The sequence below is a fragment of the Aquimarina mytili genome (genome assembly GCF_016735115.1).
Classification (GTDB): Bacteria; Bacteroidota; Bacteroidia; order Flavobacteriales; family Flavobacteriaceae; genus Aquimarina; species Aquimarina mytili.
Window position 1 is genome coordinate 244,070 of record NZ_JAERQJ010000005.1, and the last position, 20,672, is coordinate 264,741.

Here is a 20,672-nt window from a genome sequence, read left to right on the forward strand (position 1 = left end):
CACTAAGCATTTATATATTATCTATATAATGTAAAGTGGCCTGTAAACTCTCTATTATCAACATCATTAAGGATTATTGTATACCAGTAATCTCCAGAAGGAAGTTGTTTTCCTTGATACATACCATCCCATCCAAGTTGATCTCCTTTAAATTCTGCAAGCATTCTACCATACCTGTCGAATACCATTACTTCCATATTTTCAAAAAAGAACGGATCATCTGAATTTGGTGTAATTTGTCTTGGATACCAGAAACGATCATTAGGATCACCATTTGGACTATCTGGGGTGAAGTAATTCGGGATACGTATATTAATGTACGTTAATCTCTGAACCACTATCGTCTCACACCCGGCAGCATCAACAACTCTCAATACGTAATCTCCAGTTTCACGTATCACGAAGATATTTCCTGACAGTTCTGTATAGTCTAATGGATCTAAGTCATCAATGGTCATACCATCTTCTAATCTTGTAAAGTAGTATGCGTATCTTGGTTCTCTATCAAATTGTCTTCCTCCGTCTACAATAATTTCATACTCATTAGGATCTTGAGGGTTATTAGTCATTTGTGCAACAGGTGTACTAAGAGGGGTATATTCTAATACTTCTATCTCACCTACACTTCTTCTACACATCTGGAATTCCATAAATCCTTCATACTGCCCTGGAGTAACTTCAAAAGTATTTTCAAGACTAGTATTATTAGCAGGATTTGGAGTTCCATTAATACCTTCAACTGTATAAATAACATCTAATGTTTGTGTTAAAGAATCAATATCAAAGGTTACAAAGTATCTTTCGTCACTAGTCAATACAGGATTTTCTGGGTCGCTGTAATCATATTCAGGACAAATTAAACTTTGTACTAATGGTGCTTCAAGTACTACCCCAGGAGTAATATCAATATTAAATGCACCTTGACAGTTTGCACTATTCTGAGAATCTCTAATAAATAAGGTTGTTGTTCCACCTGGTAGATTATCGATAAACAGATTTGTTGGGTCAGGAACCAATTGATATGTAACCCCATCTATACTCCAGTAATATTCTGGGCTAGCTGGCGGTAATGGTTGCAATCCTCCAGTAATAGATATATTGGCTGTACCATTCATATCTCCTGCACAATCTTCTGGCGTAGTCGCAGTGATTATGGCTTCGATAGGAGCTGGTTCAATAATTTCTACATCTATCTCTTCTCTTGGACAACCATTAAAGTCTTCAACTTCTACACGATAAATATCTGCCGTCAAATTCTCAAAAGTGTGTTCTCCAAGTAAGTTATCAATATCATCTTCTAAGAATGTAAATACGGCATCACCAGCACTATTGTATAATGAATAGAAATATGGTGCAGTTCCACCTACGGCAGTTACTCGAATACGACCATCTGTTTCTCCATTACAAGAAATAGGCTCTTCAAAAACTTCTATGATAAACTCTGCTGGCTGACGTATTTCAAATGGTTGTACATCATCTGCACAATCCGCGCTCATTGTAGTATATGTATATGTTCCAGCTAATAAGTCTCCAAAGAAACTTGTAGCTTGTGGTCCAAGATTTACGGCATTACCTAAATAATCCGTACCTGTAACACTATACATATAATTTCCTAAACCTCCGGTTGCCACAGCATCAATAGAACCTGTTGGTTCGCTGAAACAAACGATAAAGTCATTACTTAAGTCTAGAGTTACTACAAATGGTTCTGGATCTCTAACCTGAATTGTGTTCGACGCCGGAGACTCACACAGGTTACCATCTCTAACATAGAAATCATAATTACCTGCCGGTAATCCAGCGAATGTATCACTAGCTTGCCAAGTAATTGCACCTCCATTGTTGCTAACTCCAAACTCATATGGAGCTCCGATTCCACCTCCGGGGATCACCTGGATGTTATTTGGATTAGCCGTCAAACAGCTTATTCCGGTAGCATTAACATCTACTGTTACTGCTGGTGGGGTATCTATTGTTACAGTTGTAGTGGTTTCACACGTTAAGTTATCAGATACCGTTACCGTATAGTTACCTGGTTTAAGGTCACTCCATGTAAAGGTAGCTGTTCCGTTATTTACCGCTGCGGTTTGTGTACCGTCTGGTAATGTTAAGGCAAAGAAGTATGTGCCTGCTCCTTGACCTGCACTTGCCACAGCCGTTATCACACCGTCTTCACTATCAGAACAATCCAACGTAATGTTTGCAATTGGGTCTAAAATTATCTGTACCGGTGGTTGTATATTGATTGTATCAGTGTTCTCACACCCTCTACTGTCTCTAACTCTTACTACATAATCGATCCCTGCAGGTGCAACGCCACCATCTAATCCAAAATCTCCGAATCTTGGGTCAGTGCTAAAAGGCACTAATATTATTCCTCCCGCAGTTTCTAACTGGTATTCTAGACCACCTGCACCTGGAACTCCTCCGTTTCCAACTGCTTCAATAAGAGCATCATCACCTCCCGGAGCAGGTGGGTTACAACTCTCTTCTCGTATTTGATTAGCGGTAACTGTCAACTCTGCTGGTAAAGTAATCGCTTGTGTATTTGAATCGGCATCACAGAACGGCGTTTGTGTAGCCGTAACTGTAACTACAATATTACCTGCTTCTAATCCAGGAATATTAATTGTTCCTGAAGCTGTATTATCCGAACCAAGAACTGTAGCTCCTGTCGTTGTATTTGTCGCCACATAATCATAGGTTCCGGTGTATCCTGTAACCGTTAAGTTTACAGATCCATCTGGTGGTGTGGTGTTGAAACATGTAACATCATTACCTAATGTTATTTCAGCTTCAATCGTATCAAACTGACCTATATCATATGATGGTGTATCTATTGTACATGTTGTGGTCTGATCTGTAATTCTAAATACATAAGACCCAACACTTGGTAATGTGAATACAGCTATGGTTTCTATCTCTGGTGTACCAGGATCATCTCCCGTTCCTGCCGCTATTCCAAGTTGTGCTGGTACAGGTGGTGTTCCACTTCCGCTAATTTCAGCAAAATCAAATGGTCCGGTTCCTCCTGTAATCGATACAATAACCGTTTCTGGATTTGTACAAGAAATTACTCCTCCGTTAACCGCAGTAACATCTCTGGTTACTGTTGGATCAGTCATAATAGCTAATGGTGGTACGATGACGTCAAAAGCAGTGAACACACAATTCTTATTATCAGTAACTGTAATAGTGTATGTGCCTGCAACCGGAGCATCAATCTCATACTGAACATCATTAGCAGGGTTACCATCAGCATCTGCAACATCTGTTTCTGTACCAGAACTAGATGGTCCTGTATACGAAACATCATAAGGTGCAGTACCTCCGCTAATTGTTAAGGTAATAACTGGGAATACCGCATCGTTTGAAGGATCACAACTATATGGAGTTTGCGAAGGAACAACATTTAGTGCGGCCGTTGGGCCTCCAACTGTAATTGGCTCAACCGTTGCCGTACACCCTTTTCCTGAAGTTACAACAACTTCATATTGACCTGCCGGTATGGGTGCAATTGTATTATTAAACAAAGGACTTGTTTGCGGTCCTGTTACTGAAACTCCCGTTGCTGTAGGCGATGGGTCGTATACGAATAACTCATACGTATACGTAGGGTTATCATCTGCAGTTGGATCTAATTCTATTAAAATAGTACCGTCGTCACCACCAAAACATGAAACTGGTGTTGGCGTCGCCGTTGGAATTGGATCTACAAAAGTAGGTACTGTAACATCGTCGGTAGCAGTACAACCAGGAGCTGTATTAATAGCGCTATCTGTAACCTCTACCCTATAATCTCCTGGGAATATACCATTGGTTCCTGCAACCGTACTACTAAACGTAAGTTGATTTGCCCCTGGCCCTGGTGTTTGTGTCACTCCTGCAATAGAAGTACCTGTTCCGGCATCAACTAAATCGAAAGTAAAATTACCCGGGTTAGCAGCAAAATCAGAACCTCCTGTTACTGTTGCGATTATGGTCGCATCATTATCTCTACATGTAGGTTCAGTAATTGTAGCCGTAACTAACAATTCTGGGAATACCGTTATGGTTTCTGGCAGCGACGGACAACCATTCTCATCAAAAGCTACTACTGAATAGGTGCCTGGTCCACTAACTGTAAAGTCTATAGTAGCTGTATTAGGTCCTGTAGCAGTACCTGCTACTTGAGCTCCGCCATCAAGAGCAAAAGTTAAGGTTCCTGCTCCTGGTGGTATTACTACATTACTGGTAGCCGTTACCGTAAAAGTATAATCGTTATCAAATGTACACGCATCATCTACAAAAGCATCTATCGTATTTATCACAGGTGCTGGTGTAACATCTGGGATTGTAATTTCATCAGGAGTAATACAACCATTTGCATCTTCTACAAAGATTACCCAATTTAAACTCACCGCAGGATCCAAACTAAATGTATTCGTTTCTGGGAAAACTGCTGGATCTGGTTGCGGCAGTGTTCCTGCAACAAATGCAAAGTTATAAGGTCCAACTCCTCCATTAGCATCCATAGTAACCACCGATAATGGGTTGTTACAGTCTGGGAATGTAGCACTATCTATATCTAATGTTAATACTGCCGGTTGAGAAAGATTCACTGCATTAGAATCATCATCACAGAATGGTGTTTGGGTTGCAGTTACTGTAACTACAATATTACCTGCTCCTAATCCTGAAATAACTAATCCTGTAGCAGGATCTGTGGTTGTATTTCCAGAACCTAGAATTGTAGCCGCGGTTGTAGTGTTTGTCGCTACAAAGTCGTACGTTCCCGTATATCCATTAACAGTTAAGGTAACTTCTCCTGTAGTATCGCCAAAACATGCTACATTCGTTAATGGCGCTATTACGGCCTCTATCGTATCAAACGGTGCTATATCATAGGTTGGGGTTTCAATAGAACATGTAGTTCCTTGATCAATAATTCTAAACTGATAAGATCCTACACTTGGCAATGTAAATGTTGCCGTCGTTTCAATCTCTGGTGTAGCTCCGTTATCCCCGGTACCGGCAACTATTCCCGTTTGAGAGGGTACTGGAGGCGTTCCATTTCCGCTAATTTCAACAAAATCAAATGGTCCTGTACCTCCTGTAATTGATACAATAACTGTTTCAGGATTATTACAAGAAATCACACCGTTATTAACCGCCGTAATATCTCTTGTTATAGTCGGATCTGTCATGATTGGGAAATCAGGAATTACCGTATCCGGTACAATTGTAAATGAACAGTTTTTAGAATCTAACACTGTAATCACATAGGTTCCAGCTACATCAGCATCAATTACATATTGAGCGCCAGTAACTGCAAGATTCGTTCCTGATAATGGTCCTGTATATGTAATTCTATATGGAGGATTACCTCCTAAAATATCAACGGTAATGTCTGGGAATACATCATTATTAGATGCATCACAACTATAGGTACTAGCCGTAGCTGTAGCCGTTAATAATGCCGGACTAGGAACTGTAAGGTCTTCGATTGCATCCTCACACCCATTATTCGATCTAACTAAAATACCATATACATTGTTTGGTGGTGCTAAACCAGAAATATCTGCCAATCCATCAAATAAAGGATCGTTAGGTTGCGTAAACAACAATGTTCCTGTTCCTGTAGGTCCTTGCCATAATTCATAGGTAAATGGCCCATCAGTATCTGTACCTGCTTGTATGTTAACCAATATAGAACCATCACTTCCCCCATTACAGCTTACATCTGTAATTGTTGGTGGATCTAATACAGGCTCTGTAGGCACTGGTCTAGACACATCGTCTGTTACTGCACAGCCACCTGGCGCAGGTGCAGCAGGACCAATAGTAAGGTCTCTAACTTCTACAGTATATGTCCCCGCAGTAACCGAAGTAAAGGTTGCTGCTGCGGCACCTAAAATAGCACCCGTTTGTACTATAGGTGCGATTGGAGTTCCGCTACTGTCAGTTCCTGTAAGAGTAAATGTAAAGTTTGCAGGATTTGCTGTAAAATCTGATCCTCCTGTTACGGTTACTTCAATAGTTCCATCATCTGCCAAACAAGTTGGGTCTGGTGCTATAAAGTTTGCATCCACTATAAGTTCTGGATATACGATCATTCTATCTGTATCCTCACATCCATTTACATCTCTTACTGTTAATGTATATTCATCTATACTTGGTCCAGTAACTGTATATGTAAATTCATACACATTAGTAGCTCCAATTTGCGTACCATTTGCAAAAACAGGGCTATCCGCTGTTCCAGTATCACCATCGTCTATACCAAACTCCAGTTGACTTTCCCCAGTAGCTCGTACTGTAAATGTATAGTTATTATCAAAAGTACATGCATCATCTACAAATGCCGGTACTACTGTAAATTGTGGATCAGCAGTACGTATAATTGTTACTGGTCTTGTAACCGGTGTGCTACAACGATCATCTATAACATAAATATCCCAGTTTAATACAAATGCCGGACCTGGCCCTGGGTCTAAGTCTAATACATTGTTTGTAGAATAGTCTGTTGCCGGATTTGGCGCAGGGTCCCCTGCTGGCACTGCAGCATACTCGTATGGTGGTACACCACCTATACCATTTGCCACAACTTGTGCAACTGTGTTACAGTTGGCAACAGTAGGGGTTCCTAGTGTTAAATCAAGCGTTGTTGGTTCTTCAATTGTAAATATTACTGACGAGTTACATGGTGTTGCTACGGCTCCACCTGTTTCAGTTACTCTTAATAAGTACTCACCGGGGCCAAAACCACTAACAATTCCGGTGGCAGTTCCTCCGACTGCCACAGTTTGAGGGTTTCCATTATTGAAAGTAAGTCCTTCACTAATGATAATATCTGTAGCAAGGTCAGTAGTTCTAAATACATTATACGTAAGTTCATCTCCAAGATAATCAACTACTGTGTAAGCAAACGTACCATCATCTGCACCATTACAGGTCACATCGGTTTCTGTACCAGTAATATCAGCAGTTCCCACAGGATTTGGTGGTGGTGCTAATGTTCTTATATCTGTACAACCCGTTGCCGTATCTCTTACTTCAAAAGTAAAAGGAGTATCGAATGGTAGGTTAAGAAATTGATGATTACGCTCAAAAGGAGTTCCGCTAGATGCAGGTAAAGCATTCATTGCTCCAAAGACACCGCTTGGATATTCTCTAATTTCAAAAGGTCCTGTACCTCCAGATACTGTAATAGATGCTGTAACTCCATCAAGACAAGAACCTGTTGTTGATGCAGCAATAGAAAAAATTGCTGGAGTTGCTATGTTAAATGGATCTTCGGTTACACAACCATTAGCATCTACAATTCTTAGCTTATAATCTCCAAAATCTAAATCTGCAAACGTAACCGTTGTTGCAGCAGTTGGTCCTACTGGATTAGGAGAAGTTGTAGTTGCAGGTGTATCATCAATATTTAATAAGGTATATGTATAATTGGGTGTTCCACCAGCAATTGCACTATATACAACATTACCAAGAACATTTCCTCCAACACCACAAATAATATCTGTTTCAACTCTTGTAAAACTAAACGGTTCTGGTTCAAAAACAAATGCACTAAACGTTGTTGTACATCCTTTTGCATCCATTACAATATAAGTATACTCTCTACCCAATGGATCTACTGATGGAGCATCACCTGCTAAACCACCATAAGTTATTTGATTACTAAACCCTAAACCATTAAAGTTGATCATATAAGGAGGAGTACCTATTGTGTTATCTATATTAACCGTTACTGATCCATCTGCCAAACCTGGACATGTGGCATTAGTCACTGTAGGTGCTGATACTGCTGGGTTTGGAGCAGGGTCTATTGTAATAACATCAGAAAGGTCTGTACAGGCCACTGTTGGTGGTGTAGCTGTATCTGTTACTCTAAACTGATAGTCTCCTGGTGTTGTTGTTGTAAAAGGAATTGGACCGGCATACGCTGCAAAAGCTCCTCCGTTAAAACTAACCTCTAAAGAAGTAGCTCCATTTCCTCCTGTAACAACTACGTTAATTTGTGCATCCGGTGTAGCCGAACAATCCAGATTCTTCAATCGTGTTGCTGTAACGATAAGTTCATCCTGAATTTCAAAAGTAATTACTCCCGAAGTACAACCATTTACATCTGAAACTGTAACACTATAATTACTTCCTGAGTTTCTTGGAGTAAGATTTGGTATTTCAAAAGTATTTGCTGGTAATCCTGCCGGTGTTGTAAAATCAACTGCTACTGGCGCACCACCATCTAAACTATAGGTATAAGGTGCTACTCCACCGGTAATGGTAACCCATTGTGTGGCAGGGTCAGCGTTTGTGTAACATTGGTCACCACCCTCGGTTAATGCAAGCGTAATCGGCGGCGCCTGGAAAAGATCTACATTTTGAGGAGTAGCTTCACAAGCAGTTGTTGGATCATTAGTGTCTCTAACTGCTACTATATATGTGATTGGTGTAGGTGGTGTTCCTCCAGCTAATCCTGTAAACACATTAGAAGACTGGTATGGCACTAGTACCACACCTCCAGAATCTCTTAATTCATACTGATATCCACCTCTACCTCCTGATGCTGTTACCGTAATCGTACCATTTGGCGCATTACAATCGGCGGTTGTTGTGGCGGTAGTGAAAGATAAAACTGCTGGATCATTAATGATTACCTGAGTACTACTATCACAAAGCGTAGTGGCATCTGTAACCACGATATCATATGTACCAGCCCCAAGACCACCTATTGGTGTAGGAGTCGTATTAATAGGACCACCTGTAATGGATCCTACAATAGTACCACCAGTAACAACAAATGTATAATTCGTCGTTGTTAAATCTATTCCTGTTACATTAAAAGATAATGCTGCATCTGTATCTCCGTTACATGTAGGCTCGTCGGTTACATTTCCAACAACTGCAATAGGATCTACATTATCAATAGTATAATCTTCAGAATATACACATCCATCGGTTGTTGTTCTTGCTTCAAATGTATATGTTGTCCCAGCAGGTAATGTATATGTGTTAGTAACACTAAATGCTGTTACATTCGCTGGTGGTGCAGCTATTCTAAACTCAAAACTGGCCGCTCCATTTGTGCCTGTAGCCGTAAGTGTAATATCAGATGTAAGAGCAGGACATTGTACTTGCGTTTGAGCAAAATCTATATCGGTAACTTCCTGTAATGGATCTATAGTAAGTGATCCTAAATTAACAGGACATGCTCTTGTGTCTGTATCTTGAATAAATAATGTATATGTGCCATCAGTAAGGTTGTTAAATATACCTGTAGTATTACTAAAGTCTACACCATCTATACTGTATTCGTAACTACCATTACCATTCGCAGCTCCAGAAACGGTAATCACACCAAATTGTGGCGGTGCACTTGAACCACTAGCGTCACAACGGTATTCTGTGGTAATAGCTATGTTTGCCGTTATCGCCGTTGGTGCTGTAATAGATACAGGTATAGGTGTAATATCGCATCCATCACCATCAGTGATTACAACTGTATGTCCTCCTACAGGTACATTAGTAAATGTATTGGTTGTTACTCCTACCGGACCTACCGATACCTCTCCTGGCGTTCCTTGGTCTAAAACATAGGTAAATGGTCCATCTCCCGCAGTAACGGTTACCAAAATAGAACCTCCATCGCCTGGACAATCAGGATCTGTTGGAACCGCTGTAGCGACTACAGGAACATATGGTGTAACTGTAAATTCGTTAGATAAAGCAATACATCCTTCACCATCAGTAACTCTAATTTGATACGTTCCTCCAGTATTAATTGGTGCAGGAGAAGTCACTCCTGTTGCAAAATCAGCACTTGGTGGACCTACATCTACAATATCAAAGGTATAGGCTCCATCTCCTCCTGTTGCCGTAAATTCTACCGTTGCATCTGCTGTTGGTGCACATGTTAGATCTTTTGTAAGATTAGCGGTAACCACCAATTCGTCGTTAATCGAAAAATTAATTGCTGCAGAAGTACATGTACTTGCAGTATTGGTTACTGTAACCGTATGTGCTCCCGGAGCAAGATTAGGAACCTCAAAAGTGTTCGCTGGTAACCCCACTGGTGTAGTAAAATCAACCGCCACCGGTGCTCCTCCGTCTAAACTATATGTAAATGGACCAAGAGGTGCAGGAATACTTGGTATAATGGTTATCCACTGTGTAGCTGGGTCTGCCGGAGTATAACATTCGTCTCCACCAGTATCCAATGCTAAAGTAGGCGGGCCTGTAACCGGCATCACTACTTGTTGGCTAACTTCACAAGCCAAAGTGGGGTCGCTATCATCTCGTACAAAAACAGTATATGTCGCTGGGCCTAAATTGTTAAATACATTGCTTGCCTGGTAAGCAACTATAACTCCGGTACCTGCAGCGTCTCTTAATTCATATTGGTATCCGCCTCTTCCTCCAACTGCATTAACCGTTATAATACCCGTAGGATTACCACAGTCTGCAGAATCTACAACTGTTGTAAAACTCAATGGTGTTGCTGGTTCAGTGATATCTATAGTAATAGAATCCGTACAGTTTGCAGAGGATGGTGTAAGACTAGTATCTGTTACATCAATAGTATAGGTTCCTGCAATAAGAGGTGTAGTAGGACTTGAAATAGTTACTGTACTTACGCCAGAAGTACCGCTTGCTATAACACCGTTTGAAGGAGCTGGCCCCCTTACCGTATAATCAAATGTTGTACTATTTGCAACAGTAAAAGAGAATGCTCCATCATCATCACCAACACAAGTTACCGGGTTTGTTTGCACGGCACTTGTAATTTGTATTTCTGGTATTGTTCCTTCCGAAAAGATTTCACTATACGAACACTGATTATCTGTTCTTGTTGCAGTAAAAGTATAAGACACTCCTCTTTGCAACCTAAACACTCCTGTGGTAGCATTACCTGAAACAGGTGCTGGAGTAACTCCATATGTATATGTAGGTCCAACTGGTTGAGCTGTTGCAGTTACATTAAATGTTTGTGTTGAACAGTTTGAGTTCCCGGGAACACTAAATGTAATATCATCTACTGTTAATAATGGATCTATCGTAATTGGGAAACTTTCAACACAAGTCCCTGCTTGATCTCTTACATATAAAGTAAAAGAACCTGCGCTTGGGAAATCAATCTCAAAAGGAATTGCTCCAACGGCCGTAAACGGACCTACCGGATTCAAACTCCATTCATAACTACCAGAGCCTCCCGTAATTCCTGTTATCTGAGCCTGAGCATCTGGTGTAGCTGTACAGCTTAATAATCTGAAATCTTCATCAATAGTAGCCACAATTGCGCCTGGGGTCGTAAACGTAATGTCTGGTGTCACCGTAAAGTCACAACCAAATTGATCCTCTACTGTTACTGTATGTGTTACTGTTGGATCTACATTATTAAATGTCTCTGTTGTATTATTACTTGGGCCAATGCGAACTTCGCCTGGTGTACCTCCGTTTAAAATATATGTAAATGGTCCTTCTGCAAGACCAGCAGTTATAGTAACTACTATTGATCCAAGCTCTCCATTACAAGTAGGATTTGTAGGTGTTGCCGTAGCCTGAATTGGCTCGTAATCTGTTACATCTACAGAACCTGCAAACACAACACAATTGGTAGCGTTATCCGACACATAAACAGGATAGTTACCCGCTGCCGTAGCTCTAAATCTGTACGTTGTCCCTGCTTCTGGCAAAAGATTAGTACCCAAGAAATCCATCTGGTCATTGAATGCAAAGCTTGGTGGTGTTCCAGTACCTCCTGTAACAGTCACCTCATAAATAGCTATATCTCTATCAGGATCAAACGGCGGCGCAGATGGATCAAAATCTGGATGCGTTGGATCGTTAAGATTTGGATTCGGCTGATAATTTGGATTACAATGTAAATCTTCAACTAAAGCAATTGTTGCCGTAAAAGTTGCTGCCGGATCTATTGTTACTGTAAAAGGTTCAGAACAACTCCCATCTGCAGAAATTACTTGTACATCATAAGTGTCTGGATTTAGACCACTAAATGTGTGATTAGGAAGAGTGGTTGGTCCTTCAGAATCTGTAAATGTACCAGCGGTATTGCTTATTGTATATGTATAATTAATTTGAGAATCTGTAACTGTTATTTCTATTCGACCTCTATCATCTGGACAAAGTGGTGAAAACGGGGTAACACTTTCATTAGCATCCAGTTCATCTAAGAATACACTATCCTGAAAAGTACATGCTGTTGGAAGTCCACCAGTTTGACGAACATTAACGCTATACGTTCCCACTTCTGTTAATCCACTAAACTCTGCTGAAAGCTGAAACGCTGTCGTCCCTCCTGATGGTAAAATCAGTTGATATTCGTATTGATTTGATGAGTTTTGAACTCGTAACGTACCTGGATTACCACAAATAATTTGTTCTACAACAACCAGATCAGGATCAAAATTGTTTTGGAAAGCATTGAAATAAAATGGTATCGTACAATTGCTATCAAACGTAGCATTAATTCTATATTCACCCGCTTGATTAAGCGTAAAATTAATTCCTGTACCTACAGTTACCCAATCAGGCTCGCAAGCTGCATCAGTTGTAGGACAGTTCTCATCTCTTGGAACTGAACCACAAGCCGCAGGGTCTAATCGTTGCCACTCAATTGCTGTTGCAGTAGTAAATCCAGAATTGATATCTAATGTTGTACCGGCACCACATAAGAAAACTTCTGGTAATGGTTCTCCAGTTACAGGACAAGTTCTTATACTACCATTAACATTCGGGTTTGTAGCAAGATCAGTATTCACAATATTTACGAGTGGGTTGTCAACAGTATTAAATGCATCTACCACAAAGGTTTCTATACCATCCTGACAACCAGCAGCTCCCGTTTTTGTTACTTGATATGTTCCAGCTACGGTAACATCAAGAGTTTGATTTGTACCTATAACCACACCTGGATTAGCGGTGTTTTCCCAAGAATAATTTGTAAATCCAGCACCGGCCGTAAGTGTCAAAGAACCTGTACAAATAAATGCAGGTTGAGATTCGCTAAAACATATACCATCATTCACCAAAACATTTGAAGATCCAGCTACATCAAATCGACACGCATCTTGTTCTAGAATACTTTCTTCACCAGATTTGGTAATACCTGATTCAACTCCTGTATATGTAGAAATTGCTACATTATTAATTTGGTTAGAACAAGCATCTCTCAAATCGGCACACGTGGCTACAACGCTTACTCCAAACCGAACTGTATGAATTCCACCATTACGAACAACAAGATTATCGTTAATTGTAATATCAATTTGTCGATTACCTGCCGCTGGAGTTGCTGTTATTCCAGGATTACTAGTTGTTATACTACCTAATGTAAAATCTACATTGGCAGGCAGCACATCTCGAATGGTGGCTGCTGTAATTGCTTCGTTTCCTTGATTTTCTATTGTTAATTCATAAAACAGTTGATCAGCAAAATTTACTGGATCACCTGTAATATCTATTCCGTTTACATCTAATACTCTTTTGGTTACCGTTAATTCTGGTTCAATAACTTCTATTTGAAAAGAACTGAAAAATACACTATATGCATCACCCGCAGAAGTAGTAGTAAACTCTGCAGAGGTTTGATTATTTCCAATAACCGTATTTCCTGGGTTTGGAATGTCAAAAATATCAGCATCAAAACCAAGTGTATTCTCTGACGCTGGATTTCGGTTCGTTACATAATTACCATCAACAGTAATAGAACTATCAAAAAAGTTACCTGCCGGGTTGGCTGGTGTTGTAAAAATATCGGTTTGTGTACCTCCTGTATTTTGTACCTGAAATATGTCACCAGTAAACGGCTGATCTCCCTCTAAAGTTGCAATAGCATATCTTGCACGAACAGGAAGTGGCGCAGGCAACGTCTCAAAGTTTGAATAATCAAATGTTCTTGCAGGATCTCCTGGAGCAATTACCAAGTATCCATTAGTGGTACTAATATATTTTGCAGACAATTGAGGATCCTCATAAGCCACTACTAATACCCAACCACCAGAGATACCATTAGAGTTTATAGGTGCTTTACCTATTGAAGCTCTCATATCTGCAACAGTATACTCTCCCTGTGGGTCTGCAAGGCCTTGTAATATGCTCGTTACATCTGCATAACATACATAAGGCATGTCTATCGCAGCAACGTCAAAAGGGTTTGTTGCAGTATTACGATACCCATCATAAATCACCTGGGTCTGTGTCGCTGGAATTGTTGTATAACCAGCCTGGCTTTCATGCCTTATTTTTATCGTCCTAAAATCAGGTCTATTGTCTGGCAAAGGCAATCCAGAATATATCGCATCATCATCACTATCTAAATCTCCAAAATAAGATGCTGCCCAATATAAACCAGCATAGGCAATCCTCTCACATTGTGCAGCAGCAGGGGCCCTTATCTCTAAAGTAGCGCTACTAGAACTAAAGGTACTTGCATCTCCATCAACATCTATATATCCAAATGTTCTTCTACGATTGCCATCATTATAACTGTTGTTCCAACAAGGACCATCATAATCATCATTAGGAGAATAAGTAGTTCCAGATCCTGTAAAACAGTTATTACTTAGTTGTTGATTTAAACCAACGATACTGTTGGCAATAATTTTAAGCTCACCATTAATTCTTAGTGTACTATTAGGTACCGTATCAAAAGCTACCTGAGCATTTATGTTGCTTATGTTACTGGCAATTAAAAACAACATCGCCAATACAATTTTGATGTGTATTTTGGTTTTCATAAGCTGAGTATTTAGTGTTTTATTTTGGGTCATTCTAGTCTTATTGTATCTTCAAGATATACAGATCGCCATTATACGAATTATTCACATTTGAGAATAAACTCTGTTTAGCTTCATCAAGATTGTCAAATCTCTTCAGGTATACGTATATATAGTTATCCTTGGGATTTCTAAAGTACTCTGGTTGTAATCCCTGAGATTTTAGTTTCTCCATTCCTCTTTCAAAATAATTTTCTCTCTTGAAAATATTGGTAATCAAATAATATCCATTTTCAATATTGTGTCCTCCGATATATGATAAAGTCTCGGTTAGTACAGTATCATCTTTAACCGTATCTGTTATCAGCCTTGTTTCTTGTAATAGTTTCTTATAAGATTCTACTCTACTCTTAGCAATATGTAATATCCACATATCTCCATAGTATCTATTGTCGATACTACTTAGATATTTTTGAATAGCCTCATCCTTATTAGAATAGCTTTCTATTGAAACATATTGGAATTGATTTTCAGGATTTAAAATAATCTGTGAGTCATTAAATCCTAAGTCTTTTAATGTGCTTGTAAATTTATTAGCATACTCTCCTCCCTTAAATACATTTCCGATCAGGTAATATCCTTCAGGATACCCAGGTATAAACTTCGTAGCTATCTGGGCTTCAGGTCTAGTTGCATCAGCGAATTTTATAAACCTGTTGTTAGCCGTAAGTTTTTTAGAACTTGTAGGATCAGAGCTTTTTGCTTCATCAGCATCATCGCCCATATTAACAAGAGATTCTAATAATTTACTAAACCCTCGTTTGTCTACATTTAAGCTAGTCGTCAATAGTGAATCTCTACGTGCAAATATCTTATTAGAAACTCGGCTATTATTATCCAGTTCTTTTTTGATTTCGTCTAAACCTTCTTCTTTATCTTGTGCAGCAGCAGCAGCAGCGGCCTCTTGTCTCTTTCTTTCTTCTTCGGCTTGTCTTGCAGCTTCGGCTTCAGCGGCTAATCGCTGCTCTTCAGCTAAACGTGCAGCTTCAGCTTCTTGTCTCTGTCTTTCTTCTTCTGCTAGTCTTGCGGCTTCAGCCTCTGCAGCTAATCTTTGCTCCTCGGCTAAACGTGCAGCCTCGGCTTCTTGTCTTAATCGCTCTTCTTCAGCCAATCTCGCAGCCTCTGCCTCTGCAGCCAATCGCTGCTCTTCAGCTAAACGTGCAGCCTCGGCTTCTTTTGCAGCTACTGTTGTTTCTAGCTCAGACAACAAGCTTTGTTTATCTGCTTGAGGAAGAATTTCGCTTGCGCGAACAATATCAGCCTGGCTTTTTAATTCGTTAACTCCTCCACTAGCAATTACTGCTCTTGTTGCCGAAATCAACTCTTCAATTTTACGTGCTTCTTCGGCTTGTCTTGCAGCCTCAGCCTCAGCGGCTAATCGTTGCTCTTCAGCTAACCTCGCAGCTTCAGCTTCCTGTCTCTGTCTTTCTTCTTCTGCTAGTCTTGCGGCTTCAGCTTCCGCAGCTAATCTTTGCTCCTCGGCTAAACGTGCAGCCTCGGCTTCTTGTCTTAATCGCTCTTCTTCAGCCAATCTCGCAGCCTCTGCCTCTGCAGCCAATCGCTGCTCTTCAGCTAGACGTGCTGCCTCAGCTTCTTTCGCTGCTATTGCAGCATCTATCTCAGATAAAATATCTTCTTGATCTTCTGTAGGTATAAATGTACTTGATCTAATCAATTCTGCTTGACTTCTTAATGCGTCTACACTACCATCTTTAATAACCGTTTTGGTCGATGTCAATAACTTATCGCTCTTAAGCTTATTCTCTTGCTCTACGCGTTCTACTTCTTTTTGTGCAGCTAAACGTTCTTGCTCGGCTTTTCTCTCTGCTTCTATGCGCTCAGTTTCTCTTTGCGCCGCTAAACGATCTTCTTCGGCTTGTTTCTGTGCCTCTTCAATTTCTAATTGTTTCTGTGCGGCTAATTTTGCTTCTTCTTCGGCTTGTTCTTTTGCGGCTTCAGCCTCTCGAATGGCCTCTTCTGCAGCAATTCTTTCTTCTTCTGTTTTTTGACCAGCTGCTTTTTGTTCGGCTAATTCTTGTTGTAATTTCTTTTCAGCCGCTAAACGTTCTTCTTCGGCTTGTTTTTCAGCCATTTCTGCTTCTAGCTTCATTTGCGCTCTTAGACGCTCTTCTTCTTCAGCTTGTTTATTAAGTAGTTTTACCTCTTCTTCTCGTTGCAATTCAAGTTCTCTTGCGGCTTTAGCTTCTTCAGATTTTGCCTCTGCAATAGATCTCTCTAGTTCACTCATTGCTCTTTGAGCATCACTTTGAGACTCTCCTTGTTCGTCTTGTAATTCTCTTATGATCTTGTTTTGCTCAAGAATTTCTTTTTTCAGCCTTCTGATCTCAGAATCTCTTGCCTCATATGCCTTTTGTGTTGAAGATTTTGTTCCGCTGCTTCTTCTCCTTCTTGGTCTTTCCCTTTCAAAATTATATGCTAAACCTACTTCGTGAGTAGAGCCAAAATCACTGGTGTCTCCTAGTCCCATTTCATATGTATATCCAATCGAAACGTTTGAGTTAATGTTTCCACCAATACCTAAAGAAACGCCATAAAAGCTATTATATCCAGCTTGTGCCCATCCCAATTCAGGTAATTCAAGAATTACATTACCACCATATCTAAGGCTAGAATCTGTTTCTAACTGTGTTTCGGAATCAGATTCTGGAAGCATGGTCGCATATAACATTCCTCGAACCGTTTTGTCCGATCTTCTTTCTAAGTCTCTGGTATACATCACATGACCATTAAAAGCCATGTTATCTGTTAATAATTCGCTACCTGTTAAATTATACGCTGCCAGATTGATAACAGAAACCCCAACATCAAACTCTGCATAATTAAAGTTAATACCAGGTGTTAATACAAAAACAGAACTGTTCTGATAGTTAAGAATCACATCGTCTGAAACTACTATTTCACCATTATTTAATGTGTTTTGAGCAGCATCTATATTTGATTTTATTGCACTTTGAGAATATGATAAGTTCATCCCGAAAGTAAGATTCATGTCTCGATCTAGTTCTACATTATATGAGTAGTTAGCAGTTCCTCCAAAATATCTGTAAATCCCTTCATTTTGTTGGTGTAGTCCGATAGAAACACCCATTTTTTCATCAAAATTAGAGGTATAATTGATCAAGTATGTTTGTGGGTTGTCGTTAAAGCCGGCCCACTGTATTTTACTATATACGTTTATCGACTTCTTGTTTTCGTGTACAAGTGAAAAGGTTGGATTAAAATAGAAGCGATTATATTTCACCAAATTATGGGTAGGGATATCTGTGGGAAGTACTCCAAATGTGGTAGCGCTCTCCTCTTGTCCTTTGGCAAGGTTAAAGGACAAACATATCATTAATAAAAGTAATCTTTTGACCATAAATTTATCTCATTACCGTTATCGAACCTTTTCTGACTACGGAATTATTTTTTGTTATTATATAGTAATATACAGGGCTTTTACCACCAGATTTTGAACTCGTTAACGGCCAATCATCTTGATAGTTAACCGTTTTAAAATCGACTCCACCATTCAAATCATATATCGTTACTTCTACATCTTGTTGTCCTGATAATGAATCAGGCAATACCCAATTGTCATTTTGTCCTGCGCTTCCAAAAGGAGTTACTACATTTGGTATTATTTCTGATACTCCTGAAGGCGAATTTGTAATTGTAATAGGCTGTGAATCAATTACACAATCCAATAACGTAATTCTTAAGAAATATTGTCCAGTCTGTCTTATGGTAAGTTCGCTGGTTCCTTGTCCTGTTGGGCCGTCACAACCAGGGTCATCGGCTGGACATTCTCCATTTACTATTAGTCTACTTTCTCCATTTTCAATAATGAACCATTCATAAACGAACAAAGAACTGGTTTGCGATGCACTTAAAGTAATTTCTGAACCTACAGGAAGAAAAGACATTGATGGAACAATTTCTATACCATTTGGCAAAGCCTCAACCGTTAACTCATTTGAAGCAACCGTAGGAATTGAGCTTCCTGTAAGCGTTACTTCAAGCACATAGGTCTCGCCTATGTTACTAGCCGTAATAGGTAATAATGGTTCTGAAATCCCTGTGGACTGTCCGTTTAAGAACCACTCAAAGTCAAAAAATGAATATTGTTCTAACAGAATAGGTACTTCCTCGCCGGTTGCCGCTATTCCAAATAAAGTTTCTAGTCCTAAATTACCTGATGCTTCCTCACAATTTGGTAATGTAGTAATTACTGCTCTAAAATCAACAGGTTCAAAAACCTCGGTTGTAGCAGTAAGTGTATCCATACAAGAATCATTTGCAAATACGCTTGCTACATATACACCTGGGTCAGATACCTCAATAGACAAAGCTCTCGAATCTGTGATCGGGAGCTCTGCTTGAAAACTTATTCCATTTCTAAACCATTGAACCGTACTACCCGAAGGGGGCGCATTTGTGGTTATTTCCAAGGTTATGGTAGGTTGTGCTGGCAATATCATTATCTGTGGAGGGGGTTGTGTGAGAATATCGGACCCTAAGTTTATAACCTCCACTGGGTCTGTTGTTATTGCACATGTTGGGGTGCCTGTTACGGTTACCGTATAAATTCCTGCAAAATTACTTTCGGGCAATATCGCTGTTGGTCCCGTTAATTCTGGAACAAGCTCTCCGTCTCTAAACCATTCGTAAGTAAATCCAGGATCTGTTACACTTGTGGTCAATATTTTCACATCACTAGGACAAAATTGTTGTGGCGAAGATTCATTGATTCGCACTGTAGAAGTATTAAAATCAATAACTTCAACTTGAGCTGTATCAAAGTTAAAATCGCCATTACAGCTTCCAAAATTAACCTGAACCACATAGGTTCCGGTTTGATCAACATTTTCTAAGGTCGGACCTGATTCTCCAGAGATCACCGAACCGTTTCGCGTCCATATGTATTCTGGGAAATTATCAGGTAAAGCGGTTAAGGTTGCAGATTCTCCTTCACATAGAGCAACCGTATTAGCTTCAATATTTGCTCCTGTTAAAGTTACTCCTTGTGAAAAATCAAAAAAGTAAATAGCGTTGCCTTCGTTAACTTCACTTAAAATATCGTCGCTGCCATCCGTCGGAATGGCTCGTACTCGAATCGCATAGTTTTCTCCTGCAAGATCCTTAGGAACTTCAAAAGAAGGAAAAATAATATCTCCTCCTGGTGGAATTGCCGTGCTATTGGTAAAACGAGATAGTGATGCAGCAGGATCCGCAAAAACCCCATCAGCGTCTGATAATTCTAAAATAAATTCTGTTCCGGTAGTAAAAAGAATATTAGCCTGTGCCTCTGCTTCTCTGTTTGGTGTGTTTTGGTTTACACATAGTCTCTTAATAGCAGTAGTAGTTCCATTAAGCGAAAATAACGGTGTAGATATGTCTTGCGCATTGCTCTTGGAAGAAAAAAGTAAGAACAATGCAATGATAGCAAATGACGATATGAGGTTAAGTTTATTCTTCATAAATCACACTTAAAATTAAGGTGAATATTCGATATTAACTTTGCGATTTGGGGCGCTTGTTAATAATGTTGTTAATATATTTTTTACCAAGTCATAAAATTATAAATTAAATGTTTATATCAAACTAAAATTTAAGTTTTTTTTGTAATAATTTTCTGACTCTTTGAAATTTATTTTATTTTTATTATAGCAGATGAGTTTCAAAAAAACATTTCAATATACATAATTTTTTGTTAATCAAGTTGTTGCGTGGCTTCAAAAAATTTAAAGACCCTCTTCTAAGGCGGTAGAATTACGTTGTTTTTGATCAAAAAAATATAGAAAACGAGTGCAAAAAATATAAGAATAGCCCTTTTTTTTGCTTTTTTGGTGAGAATTTAATGTTCTGAAAAAAGCAATTTTTTCCGAC

3 protein-coding genes are annotated in these 20,672 nt (G+C 39.5%); all 3 read right to left on the reverse strand.

Annotation, left to right across the window (positions count from 1 at the left end; translation table 11 throughout):
* Nucleotides 1-17: 17 nt before the first annotated feature.
* From JJQ60_RS14295 to JJQ60_RS14305, 3 genes are read right to left on the reverse strand one after another with little or no spacing between them, the layout of a single operon-like run.
* Nucleotides 18-14,744 carry a T9SS type B sorting domain-containing protein gene (locus JJQ60_RS14295; RefSeq protein WP_201921429.1) on the reverse strand — a complete coding sequence of 4,909 codons (14,727 nt, stop codon included), beginning with the start codon at nt 14,742-14,744 and terminating at the stop codon, nt 18-20.
* Between the two features lie 40 nt (nt 14,745-14,784).
* Nucleotides 14,785-18,162 carry a PorP/SprF family type IX secretion system membrane protein gene (locus tag JJQ60_RS14300; RefSeq protein WP_201921432.1) on the reverse strand — a complete coding sequence of 1,126 codons (3,378 nt, stop codon included), beginning with the start codon at nt 18,160-18,162 and terminating at the stop codon, nt 14,785-14,787.
* Between the two features lie 4 nt (nt 18,163-18,166).
* Nucleotides 18,167-20,263, reverse strand: coding sequence for a T9SS type B sorting domain-containing protein (locus tag JJQ60_RS14305; protein WP_201921435.1), 2,097 nt, complete (start codon nt 20,261-20,263; stop codon nt 18,167-18,169).
* Nucleotides 20,264-20,672 lie beyond the last annotated feature (409 nt).

Coding starts and splice junctions, on each gene's coding strand:
- JJQ60_RS14295 (WP_201921429.1), bottom strand. CDS start 14,744: ATGAAAACCAAAATACACATCAAAATTGTATTGGCGATGTTGTTTTTA.
- JJQ60_RS14300 (WP_201921432.1), bottom strand. CDS start 18,162: ATGGTCAAAAGATTACTTTTATTAATGATATGTTTGTCCTTTAACCTT.
- JJQ60_RS14305 (WP_201921435.1), bottom strand. CDS start 20,263: ATGAAGAATAAACTTAACCTCATATCGTCATTTGCTATCATTGCATTG.